12 protein-coding genes are annotated in these 11,620 nt (G+C 52.8%); 9 read left to right on the top strand and 3 right to left on the bottom strand.

The genetic code is table 11. The features are described from left to right. Positions 1-6: 6 nt before the first annotated feature. The 9 genes from proV to emrB all read left to right on the top strand — a co-directional run bounded on the left by proV (position 7) and on the right by emrB (position 9,369). Positions 7-1,209, top strand: a complete 1,203-nt coding sequence (gene proV, locus FDX19_RS16460) for a glycine betaine/L-proline ABC transporter ATP-binding protein ProV (protein WP_137383535.1) — start codon at positions 7-9, stop codon at positions 1,207-1,209. Beyond that, positions 1,202-2,266, top strand: coding sequence for a glycine betaine/L-proline ABC transporter permease ProW (gene proW, locus FDX19_RS16455; RefSeq protein WP_137383534.1), 1,065 nt, complete (start codon positions 1,202-1,204; stop codon positions 2,264-2,266). Before proV ends, proW begins: the two co-directional genes overlap by 8 nt. 68 nt (positions 2,267-2,334) lie before the next feature. Next, the gene (gene proX, locus FDX19_RS16450; protein WP_137383533.1) at positions 2,335-3,330 is read left to right on the top strand and encodes a glycine betaine/L-proline ABC transporter substrate-binding protein ProX; all 996 of its coding nucleotides are present in this window, start codon (positions 2,335-2,337) and stop codon (positions 3,328-3,330) included. 191 nt (positions 3,331-3,521) lie between these two features. Further along, positions 3,522-4,706: an MFS transporter gene (locus FDX19_RS16445; RefSeq protein WP_137383532.1), complete on the top strand. Its 1,185-nt coding sequence runs from the start codon at positions 3,522-3,524 to the stop codon at positions 4,704-4,706. 122 nt (positions 4,707-4,828) lie between these two features. Continuing rightward, positions 4,829-5,566: an AzlC family ABC transporter permease gene (locus FDX19_RS16440; RefSeq protein ID WP_137383531.1), complete on the top strand. Its 738-nt coding sequence runs from the start codon at positions 4,829-4,831 to the stop codon at positions 5,564-5,566. Then, a complete protein-coding gene (ygaH, locus tag FDX19_RS16435) occupies positions 5,556-5,891 on the top strand; it encodes an L-valine transporter subunit YgaH (RefSeq protein WP_137383530.1) in 336 nt (111 codons plus the stop codon). The genes FDX19_RS16440 and ygaH overlap by 11 nt, the downstream gene beginning before the upstream one ends. A gap of 90 nt (positions 5,892-5,981) precedes the next feature. After that, complete coding sequence (gene mprA / locus FDX19_RS16430; protein WP_005122929.1) at positions 5,982-6,512, top strand: transcriptional repressor MprA; 531 nt, start codon at positions 5,982-5,984, stop codon at positions 6,510-6,512. 129 nt (positions 6,513-6,641) lie between these two features. After that, the gene (gene emrA, locus FDX19_RS16425; protein ID WP_048213008.1) at positions 6,642-7,814 is read left to right on the top strand and encodes a multidrug efflux MFS transporter periplasmic adaptor subunit EmrA; all 1,173 of its coding nucleotides are present in this window, start codon (positions 6,642-6,644) and stop codon (positions 7,812-7,814) included. Between the two features lie 16 nt (positions 7,815-7,830). Further along, positions 7,831-9,369 carry a multidrug efflux MFS transporter permease subunit EmrB gene (gene emrB / locus FDX19_RS16420; protein WP_005122927.1) on the top strand — a complete coding sequence of 513 codons (1,539 nt, stop codon included), beginning with the start codon at positions 7,831-7,833 and terminating at the stop codon, positions 9,367-9,369. A gap of 103 nt (positions 9,370-9,472) precedes the next feature. On the opposite strand, the gene FDX19_RS25705 is transcribed toward emrB, so the two are convergent. From FDX19_RS25705 to FDX19_RS25140, 3 genes are all read right to left on the bottom strand, one after another. Further along, positions 9,473-9,610 carry a hypothetical protein gene (locus tag FDX19_RS25705; protein ID WP_249424168.1) on the bottom strand — a complete coding sequence of 46 codons (138 nt, stop codon included), beginning with the start codon at positions 9,608-9,610 and terminating at the stop codon, positions 9,473-9,475. Between the two features lie 59 nt (positions 9,611-9,669). After that, the gene (locus tag FDX19_RS25510; RefSeq protein WP_249357563.1) at positions 9,670-10,137 is read right to left on the bottom strand and encodes a reverse transcriptase domain-containing protein; all 468 of its coding nucleotides are present in this window, start codon (positions 10,135-10,137) and stop codon (positions 9,670-9,672) included. Between the two features lie 578 nt (positions 10,138-10,715). Then, on the bottom strand, positions 10,716-11,620 hold a 905-nt coding region (locus FDX19_RS25140), incomplete at its 5' end, for an FKBP-type peptidyl-prolyl cis-trans isomerase (protein ID WP_170974392.1).

The following is an 11,620-nucleotide window of genomic DNA, read 5'->3' as shown; positions in this document are numbered from 1 at the left end:
TATTGCATGGCAATTAAATTAGAAGTTAAAAATCTCTATAAGATATTTGGCGAGCATCCCCAGAGAGCGTTCAAATATATTGAAAAAGGACTTTCAAAAGAGCAAATTCTGGATAAAACAGGGCTATCGCTTGGCGTTAAAGACGCCAGTCTGGCCATTGAAGAAGGCGAGATATTTGTCATCATGGGATTATCCGGTTCGGGTAAATCCACAATGGTACGCCTTCTCAATCGCCTGATTGAACCCACCCGCGGACAGGTATTGATAGACGGCGTAGACATTGCCCGAATCTCCGATGCCGAGCTTCGCGAGGTGCGCAGAAAAAAGATTGCGATGGTGTTCCAGTCCTTTGCTCTGATGCCGCATATGACGGTGTTGGACAATACGGCATTCGGCATGGAATTAGCCGGTGTTGGCGCGGATGAACGTCGAGAAAAAGCGTTAGATGCGCTACGTCAGGTTGGTCTGGAGAATTATGCGCACGGCTACCCGGATGAACTTTCCGGGGGAATGCGCCAGCGCGTGGGTCTCGCCCGCGCATTGGCCATCAATCCCGATATCTTATTAATGGATGAAGCCTTCTCTGCGCTCGATCCGTTAATTCGCACCGAAATGCAGGATGAGCTGGTAAAACTCCAGGCGAAACATCAGCGTACCGTGGTCTTTATTTCCCACGATCTTGATGAAGCGATGCGTATTGGCGACAGAATTGCCATTATGCAAAACGGTGAAGTTGTCCAGGTCGGTACACCGGATGAAATCCTGAATAATCCGGCGAATGATTATGTGCGTACCTTCTTCCGTGGCGTAGATATTAGCCAGGTCTTTAGCGCTAAAGATATATCCCGTCGTAGCCCTGAAGGGCTAATTCGTAAAACGCCAGGCGTCGGTCCCCGTTCGGCCCTGCAATTACTGCAGGACAAAGATCGCGAATATGGTTACGTGATTGAACGCGGCAATAAATTCGTCGGCGTGGTGTCGATCGATTCATTAAAAACAGCCTTAAGCCAGGCACAAGGTATTGATGCGGCATTAATCAACGAGCCGCTAGCCGTGGATGCACAAACTCCTCTGAGCGAGTTACTTTCTCATGTCGGTCAGGCCCCGTGCGCGGTGCCGGTTGTCGATGAGGAACAGCAGTATGTGGGCATTATTTCAAAACGCATGCTGCTACAGGCTTTAGATCGCGAGGGGGCAAACAATGACTGATCAAACCAATCCGTGGGATACCACACCGGCGGCCGACAGCGCCGCGCAATCTGCTGATGCCTGGGGGACGCCTTCAGGCGCACCTGCCGACGGCGCGAGCACAGACTGGCTGACCAGTGCACCTGCACCGGCACCAGAGCATTTCAATATTATGGATCCCTTCCATAAAACGCTGATCCCGCTGGATAGCTGGGTCACCGAAGGGATCGATTGGGTGGTCACCCATTTCCGTCCTGTCTTCCAGGGCATTCGAGTCCCGGTGGATTACATACTCAATGGCTTCCAGCAACTCCTGCTGGGTATGCCTGCGCCGGTGGCCATTATCCTGTTCGCCCTGATCGCCTGGCAAATTTCCGGCATCGGAATGGGCGCCGCTACGCTGATTTCACTGATTGCTATCGGTGCTATCGGTGCCTGGTCGCAGGCCATGATCACCCTGGCGCTGGTGCTTACCGCGTTGCTGTTCTGCGTGGTGATCGGCCTGCCAATGGGGATCTGGCTGGCGCGCAGCCCGCGTGCGGCGAAGATTGTCCGGCCACTGCTGGATGCCATGCAGACCACCCCCGCGTTCGTCTATCTGGTGCCGATCGTCATGCTGTTCGGTATTGGCAACGTCCCCGGCGTAGTGGTGACAATTATCTTCGCCCTGCCGCCCATCGTGCGTCTGACCATTCTGGGGATTAATCAGGTCCCGGCCGATCTGATCGAAGCCTCGCGCTCGTTTGGTGCCAGCCCGCGTCAGATGCTGTTTAAAGTGCAGTTGCCGCTGGCGATGCCCACCATTATGGCAGGGGTGAACCAGACGCTGATGCTGGCACTCTCCATGGTGGTTATCGCGTCGATGATCGCCGTCGGTGGGTTGGGTCAGATGGTGCTGCGCGGTATCGGTCGTCTGGATATGGGTCTGGCTACCGTTGGCGGTGTGGGGATCGTGATCCTCGCCATCATTCTGGACCGTCTGACGCAGGCCGTAGGCCGCGACTCGCGTAGCCGTGGTAACCGTCGCTGGTACACCACTGGTCCGGTTGGGCTTCTCACCCGCCCTTTCACTAAGTAGTTCACCCGTTGCCCGGTGACACATTGCTTACCGGGCCTATACGTCCCTCCAATAATTAAGGAACAACGATGCGACAGAAAATAATTATTGCCACAGCGTTTGCCACCCTTGTCTCCACCAGCGCTTTCGCTGCCGACCTGCCGGGCAAAGGCATCACCGTACAGCCAATCCAGAGCACCATCTCTGAAGAATCCTTCCAGACGCAGCTGGTCGCCCGCGCGCTGGAGAAGCTGGGTTATACCGTTAACAAAACCAGCGAAGTTGACTACAACGTCGGCTATACCTCCATTGCCTCTGGCGATGCAACTTTTACCGCCGTGAACTGGCAGCCGCTGCATGATGATATGTACGCCGCAGCCGGCGGAGACAAAAAGTTTTATCGCGAGGGGGTATTCGTTACGGGTGCTGCACAGGGTTATCTGATCGACAAAAAAACCGCTGAGCAGTACAAAATCACCAATATCGCCCAGTTAAAAGATCCGAAGATCGCCAAAATCTTTGACACCAACGGTGACGGTAAAGCCGATATGATGGGCTGTTCGCCGGGCTGGGGTTGTGAAGCAGTAATCAACCACCAGAACAAAGCCTTCGATCTGGAAAAAACCGTCGAGGTCAGCCACGGTAACTATGCGGCGATGATGGCGGACACCATTACCCGCTTTAAAGAAGGCAAACCCATTCTTTACTACACCTGGACACCGTACTGGGTCAGTGACGTGATGAAACCGGGCAAAGATGTCGTCTGGCTGCAGGTCCCGTTCTCTTCTCTGCCCGGTGAACAGAAAGATATCGATACCAAACTGCCGAACGGCGCGAACTATGGCTTCCCGGTAAACACCATGCACATTGTCGCCAACAAGGCTTGGGCGGAGAAAAACCCAGCGGCGGCGAAACTGTTTGCCATCATGAAATTACCACTGGCAGATATCAATGCGCAGAACGCAATGATGCATGATGGTAAAGCCTCAGAAGCTGACGTTCAGGGCCACGTTGATGGCTGGATAAAAGCCCACCAGCAGCAGTTCGACGGCTGGGTAAAAGAAGCGCTGGCTGCGCAGAAATAACCCACTCGTAGGCCTGATAAGCGCGACGCTATCAGGCCCAGTAACCGCACCAATGCCGGATGGTGGCGCGATGCGCCTTATCCGGCCTACACGCCCTTCCCTCACCGCACAATCCATCACCCAACAAATCAGCAACATTTAATCACTTCCGTTATGATTGTTTTCTGCAACCCATTATTCAGTTGAAAACAATGACCAAACCCACTCACGGGCTTAGCCCGGCACTGATTGTTTTAATGTCTGTGGCGACCGGCCTCGCCGTTGCCAGTAACTATTACGCCCAGCCGCTGCTCGACACCATCGCGCGAAACTTTTCGCTATCGGCCAGTACTGCGGGCTTTATCGTCACTGCAGCACAGCTTGGCTACGCGGCGGGGCTCCTGTTTCTGGTACCACTTGGCGACATGTTTGAACGCCGGATGCTGATTGTCTCGATGACACTGTTAGCCGCAGGCGGCATGCTGATTACTGCCAGCAGTCAGTCGCTGGGGATGCTGATCCTCGGCACTGCGCTAACCGGGTTGTTCTCAGTTGTCGCACAGATCCTGGTTCCGCTGGCGGCGACGCTTGCCACGCCAGACAAACGCGGTAAAGTCGTTGGTACGATTATGAGCGGCCTGTTGCTGGGGATTTTGCTGGCGCGAACGGTTGCAGGGTTACTGGCGAATCTCGGCGGCTGGCGCACCGTGTTTTGGGTGGCCTCAGTATTGATGGCGCTGATGGCGATTGCCCTGTGGCGTGGTTTGCCGAAGATGAAATCAGAGACCCATCTTAACTACCCGCAGCTATTGGGTTCTGTGTTTAGCCTGTTTATCCACGATAAATTACTCCGCACCCGCGCGATGCTGGGCTGCCTGACCTTTGCCAACTTCAGTATCCTCTGGACATCGATGGCATTTTTACTCGCCGCACCACCGTTTAACTATTCAGAAGGCATGATTGGCCTGTTCGGCCTGGCCGGGGCTGCCGGTGCGTTAGGCGCTCGTCCGGCGGGCGGTTTTGCCGATAAGGGTAAATCACACCTCACGACTACCGCAGGCCTGCTGCTACTGTTGCTCTCCTGGCTGGCTATCTGGCTCGGACATACATCAGTGCCGATGCTGATTATCGGTATCCTGGTACTGGATCTGACCGTTCAGGGGGTACATATCACCAACCAGACCGTTATCTATCGCATTCACCCGGACGCACGTAATCGTCTGACTGCCGGGTACATGACCAGCTATTTCATTGGTGGTGCGGCAGGTTCGCTGATTTCAGCGTCAGCCTGGCAGCATGCCGGCTGGGCTGGCGTTTGTCTGGCAGGTGTGACCGTTGCCGTACTCAATCTACTGGTCTGGTGGCGAGGTTTTCACCGCCAGGAAGCCGTAAATTAGGCGTATAACGTCCGTTTACCTTTGATTGGGCTCCTCAGGGTGTTAAGGAGCCCATCAGTCTGCTAAGGTTATAACGTATTGAGCCAGGTTATTTTAATTTCGGTAATGAAGCCTATAATCCTATGGAAAGCCCTGTTCCCCAGTCTGAATTCCGTTCTGCAACGTTAACTGAAGGATTCAAAGACAGTCTACCGATAGTTATCAGTTATATTCCGGTCGCATTTGCATTTGGTATGAATGCGACTCGCCTGGGCTTTACTCCCGTTGAAAGCGTTTTTTTCTCCTGCATCATTTACGCCGGCGCCAGCCAGTTTGTCATCACAACCATGCTCGCCGCAGGCAGCTCACTGTGGGTCGCGGCTCTGACCGTCATGGCGATGGATGTTCGCCACGTTTTGTACGGCCCTTCTCTGCGTAGCCGTATCGCCCGACAGCTGAGCAAACCTAAAAGCGCGCTATGGGCCTTTGGCCTCACTGACGAAGTCTTTGCCGCAGCAACGGCGAAGCTGGTGCGGGATAACCGCCGCTGGAGTGAAAACTGGATGATCGGCATCGCGCTATGCTCCTGGGCTTCCTGGGTTCTTGGCACGGTTATCGGCGCATTTTCCGGCACTGGCTTACTGAAGGGTTTCCCGGCGGTAGAAGCGGCGCTGGGGTTTATGCTCCCGGCGCTGTTTATGAGTTTTCTGCTGGCCTCTTTCCAGCGTCAGCAAACGCTATGCGTCACGGCGGCATTAGCCGGTGCGCTGGCTGGCGTAACGCTGTTTTCCATTCCGGCAGCCATCCTGGCAGGCATAGCCTGTGGATGCCTGACCGCGCTCATTCAGTCGTTCTGGCAGGGAGGTCCTGATGAGCTATGAGGTTCTGCTGCTCGGTCTGCTGGTCGGCTGCGTCAATTACTGTTTTCGCTATTTGCCACTGCGTCTGCGAATGGGGAATGTGCGCCCGACAAAGCGCGGAGCCACTGGAATATTACTCGACACCATCGGTATTGCATCAATTTGCGCCCTGCTGGTGGTGTCTACCGCGCCAGAAGTGATGCACGACGCCCGTCGTTTTGTGCCTACGCTGGTGGGGTTTGTGGTACTGGGTGCAAGCTTCTATAAGACCCGCAGCATCATCATTCCGACTTTACTGAGTGCTCTGGGCTATGGATTAGCCTGGAAAATGCTGTTTGTCTCATAGATTAAAATAATCATTTTAAATAAATAATACATTTACTTTATTTGTCACTGTCGTTACTATATCGGCTGAAATTAATGAGGTTATACCCAAATGGATAGTTCGTTTACGCCCATTGAACAAATGCTAAAATTTCGCGCCAGCCGCTACGAAGAGTTCCCTTATCAGGAAGTGCTTCTGACCCGTCTTTGCATGCATATGCAGGGCAAGCTGCTGGAAAACCGCAATAAGATGCTGAAAGCTCAAGGGATTAACGAGACGTTGTTTATGGCGTTGATTACGCTGGAGTCTCAGGAAAACCACAGTATTCAGCCTTCTGAACTGAGCTGCGCACTTGGCTCGTCACGAACTAACGCCACCCGCATCGCGGATGAGTTAGAAAAGCGCGGCTGGATTGAGCGTCGCGAAAGCGATAACGATCGCCGCTGTCTGCATCTGCAATTGACCGAAAAAGGCCATGCTTTTTTGCAGGAGGTATTACCGCCTCAGCATAACTGCCTTCATCAGCTTTGGTCATCTCTCAGCACCACCGAAAAAGATCAACTTGAGCACATCACCCGTAAACTTCTGACCCGTCTTGATCAGATGGAGCAGGATGGCGCGGTATTAGAAGCGCTGCGCTAACGCGCTGACTCGCTCAGAAATCCAGATTTATAAATGAAAAACCGACAGGCCAGCACGCACAGTGCTGGCCTTTCTGATAAACAGGTCGGCTCCAGCCGATGTGAAAAAAATAAGATCGTGGAGAACAACATGAGCGCAAATGCGGAGACTCAAACCCCGCAGCAACCGGTCAAGAAGAATGGCAAACGTAAAAGTATGCTGCTGCTTCTGACCTTGCTCTTTATTATCATTGCCGTGGCATATGGGATTTATTGGTTTTTAGTACTGCGTCATATCGAAGAGACAGACGATGCGTACGTGGCAGGGAACCAGGTTCAAATTATGGCGCAGGTATCAGGCAGCGTGACGAAAGTCTGGGCTGATAACACTGACTTTGTAAAACAGGGCGATGTCCTGGTCACTCTCGATCAGACAGATGCCAAACAGGCATTTGAAAAGGCCAAAACTGCGCTGGCGTCCAGCGTGCGCCAGACGCACCAGTTGATGATCAACAGCAAGCAGCTGCAGGCAAGCATTGAAGTACAGAGAACCGCGCTGGCCCAGGCACAAAGCGACTTTAATCGCCGTGTCCCGCTGGGTAACGCCAACCTGATTGGCCGCGAAGAACTGCAACACGCCCGCGATGCCGTCGCCAGCGCTCAGGCTCAGCTTGATGTCGCAATCCAACAATATAATGCGAACCAGGCAATGATTCTGGGTAGCAAGCTGGAAGATCAACCCGCTGTACAACAGGCCGCCACCGAAGTGCGTAATGCCTGGCTGGCGCTGGAACGTACTAAAATTGTCAGCCCGATGACCGGCTATGTTTCCCGTCGTGCCGTGCAGCCTGGCGCGCAAATTAGCCCGACGACGCCACTGATGGCAGTTGTTCCGGCCACTAATCTGTGGGTGGATGCCAACTTCAAAGAAACACAGCTGGCGCACATGCGTATTGGCCAACCGGCGACCGTTATCAGTGATATTTACGGCGATGATGTGAAATACACCGGGAAAGTCGTCGGCCTGGATATGGGTACGGGCAGCGCTTTCTCCCTGCTTCCGGCGCAAAACGCGACCGGTAACTGGATCAAAGTCGTCCAGCGTTTGCCGGTACGTATCGAGCTGGATGCGCAGCAGCTGGCACAACATCCACTGCGTATTGGTTTATCGACACTGGTTACGGTAGATACCGCTAATCGTGACGGGCAGATCCTGGCAAGTCAGGTCCGCACGACGCCAGTATCTGAAAGTAATGCACGTGAAATCAACCTTGATCCGGTCAATAAGATGATCGAAGAGATCGTGCAGGCCAACGCGGGCTAATTCAAAGGTGCGTGTGATGCAACAGCAAAAACCGCTGGAAGGCGCGCAGCTCGTCATTATGACGATTGCGCTGTCCCTGGCGACATTCATGCAGGTGCTGGACTCCACCATTGCTAACGTGGCGATCCCCACTATCGCCGGGAACCTCGGCTCTTCACTGAGCCAGGGAACCTGGGTGATCACCTCATTCGGGGTGGCGAATGCTATCTCTATTCCGATCACCGGCTGGCTGGCAAAGCGCGTTGGCGAAGTAAGACTCTTCATGTGGTCAACTATCGCCTTCGTCATTGCCTCATGGGCATGTGGGATGTCCACCAGCCTGAACATGCTGATTTTCTTCCGCGTCATTCAGGGGATTGTCGCCGGTCCGTTAATCCCGCTCTCGCAAAGCCTGTTACTGAATAACTATCCTCCCGCCAAACGCTCCATTGCCCTCGCGCTCTGGTCGATGACGGTGATTGTTGCCCCGATCTGTGGCCCCATTCTTGGGGGCTATATCAGCGATAACTATCACTGGGGCTGGATATTTTTCATCAACGTGCCAATCGGTGCTGTAGTGGTGTTGATGACGCTGCAAACCCTGCGCGGTCGGGAAACCAAAACCGAGCAGCGGCGTATCGACGCCATTGGTCTGGCGCTACTGGTCATTGGTATCGGCAGTTTGCAGATTATGCTCGACCGCGGCAAAGAATTGGACTGGTTCGCCTCGCAGGAAATTATCATCCTGACGGTTGTCGCCGTGGTGGCAATCAGCTTCCTCATCGTCTGGGAGCTTACCGACGAGCACCCCATTGTCGATCTCTCGCTGTTTAAGTCGCGAAACTTTACCATCGGCTGTCTGTGTATCAGTCTGGCCTATATGCTCTACTTCGGCGCAATCGTCCTGTTGCCGCAGTTATTGCAGGAGGTGTACGGATATACGGCAACCTGGGCAGGCCTGGCGTCTGCGCCGGTTGGGGTGATTCCCGTGATCCTGTCGCCGATTATCGGCCGTTTCGCACACAAGCTGGATATGCGTCGGCTGGTCACGTTCAGCTTCATCATGTATGCCGTTTGTTTCTACTGGCGTGCGTGGACGTTCGAACCCGGAATGGACTTTGGCGCATCGGCCTGGCCGCAGTTTATTCAGGGCTTCGCGGTGGCCTGTTTCTTTATGCCATTGACCACCATCACGCTATCGGGTTTACCGCCTGAACGAATGGCGGCAGCATCGAGCCTGTCTAACTTTACGCGAACGCTGGCGGGTTCTATTGGTACATCGATCACCACGACGATGTGGACTAGCCGTGAGTCGCTACACCATGCACAGTTAACGGAGTCCGTTAACCCCTACAACCCCAATGCACAGGCTATGTATGACCAACTGCAGGGATTGGGGATGAGCAAGGAACAAGCCTCTGGCTGGCTGGCCCAGCAGATAACCAATCAAGGGCTGATCATTTCCGCCAACGAAATCTTCTGGATGTCGGCGGGGATCTTCCTGGTGCTGCTTGGTCTGGTATGGTTTGCCAAACCGCCATTCGGTGCAGGCAGTGGCGGTGGCGGCGCGCACTAATACGTTAATAATCAATTAGAGTTTATAATCGTGTAGGAGGCGGGATCACTCCCGCCGTCCTCTCACACCACCGTACGTGCGGTTTCACATTCGGCGGTTCATGTTAACGCTGGAACTGCCGCTGCTTTTCCACCAGTGATATTAAGCCCATCCCCCTGAACCATGCTGTCTTTATCGCCTGATTCAGATGACTGGCTCCCGAGCTCCACCATGCTCCGTGGCTGTTGTATGCTGACATCATCGCGCGATCCTTGTTCAGACCCGCTCTTTGTAACATCTTTGAACGTGTCGACGGTTTCTTCAACTGCCTCCACACCAGGCAACGCAGTTTCCGTTTGATCCAGCCGTCCAGCTCCTCCAGTATTCCCCCTGACTTCCGTCAGTCTGAAGTAGCTTATCCATCCTCACAGCACCGGTGTCAGTACATCGAGACTGGCTCCGGTTTCCCGTCGTCAGACTGTGGACCTTGCCCTTCAGCCTTTTAACGCTCGCCGGCGCTATCTTCAGTTTCGTCTGTTTGTGCCATGTCACGCTGTAACCCAGGAACTTTCGCTCCCACGGATGCGCCACCGCGCTCTTCCTTTCATTTACCGTAAGCTTCTGTTTATTGTCAAGGAACGCTCTGAGTTCTTTCAGTATATGTTCACCCGCTTTCCGGCTGCTCACGTAGATATTGCAGTCATCCGCGTAGCGGCAGAAGCTGTGCCCACGACGCTCCAGCTCGTTATCCAGTTCATCCAGTAGTATGTTGGATAACAACGGCGACACGGGCCGCCCTGCGGTAGCCCCTCCCGCCATTTCTCCCGCTTATCACCTTTCTCCATATCTGACTTCAGGTAGCGGCATATTAACCTCAACACCCGTCTGCCCTTTATCGTTCCCGCAAGCTGCGACATCAGAAGCCTGTGATCCACACGGTCAAAGAACTTCTCCAGATCCATATCGGCTGACTTCTGCCGCCCCATCCCGGCCTCTCACGAGACTGGTAACACGATGGCAGAGTGGCAGATCTCTCGGGGTAATTCGCGCGACTTTCCTGCTTATACCTGTCGGCTCTACGTCACAGCGTTCTGTGTGAGTATCGGGCTTTGGTGATATATGCCACCTCACCCCGCTGCGCCGCCTTAACCGCTTCCTGTTCGTCAGGCCAGCATTTTGCTTCCGGCTTCCTGAAGATCCTCCTCACGGTAGACACCCTTGCCTTCGGCTAACACTTCCCTCACCAGATGTGTCGAGGACTTACACCTCTTAGTCGTTCTTTGACCACCACAGCCAAAGAACAGCGCCTGTCACGGCGCTACGCGCCATGCCCAGCGCACATATAAAAGGCAGCAAGAAAAATATGCTTATGGTTTCAAGCCAGTAACATCTACCGTTAATATTGAAACAATACCTGAAGGTGCAACATTGGGAATACCCTTACCACCATAAGCTAAATCAGGCGGTATATATATTTTCACGCGCCCCTTAGTGCCTACAAGAGTAACGGCCTTGCTAAGTAATTCAGGTAGCTTATCAACTTTGCTATTAATATTAACATTATTTGATAAAACTATGCCCGTACTAACCTCTTCTTTCATTACAAACTGTATATTATCTTTTTGCTTCGCTTTCCGCTTTGCGCCTTTGCTTTCCACAACATAAACAACCCCATCGGATTGCTGAATAGCCCCTTTTTTCGCCTTAATTGAACGCATCAGTTCCTCTGACTGCTCTTTAACAGAAAGCGAAGTTATTATCGTTTGCGAATTTTGTTGCTGTTGCAATAACGGTTTCGGGGCAACCGCATTACCACCATGTGCGGCATTCTCAGGCACGTTAGCTGCCTTTACGGTACTCAAATTCATCTGTCGTATTGATGCTTCAAGCTCAATATTTTTTTGAGCATTTTTAGACAACTCTTGCTCAAGCACGCCAATTCGCGATGATTTTTCGCCTATTGAAACATTCAATTTAGAAATCAAAGTATTAAGTTCAATATTTTTCCTTCTTTCCTCCGCAACTAACTTTGACAGATTCTCAGAATTTCGCAATGACTCGGCCATTTTAACCATATTTGATTTTTGCTCACTATTCTGAGCGATCAGACTAACGTTCTGAGATTCCAGATACTTTTTTACTTTTCCCGTATCTTCTATTACGTTGACAAGCTTCAAAATCTGTTGCGCAAGTAATTTAGATTTTGCTGTTGCTTTAGCTTTGTCTTTCTCCAGCTCAGTCAACTGAGCCGTCTGTTTCTCCAGTTTCGCCG

The organism is Citrobacter sp. wls619 (assembly GCF_005281345.1).
Classification (GTDB): domain Bacteria; phylum Pseudomonadota; class Gammaproteobacteria; order Enterobacterales; family Enterobacteriaceae; genus Citrobacter.
The sequence above is the reverse complement of the archived record's forward strand: the minus strand, read 5'-3'. Positions and strand labels throughout refer to the sequence as shown.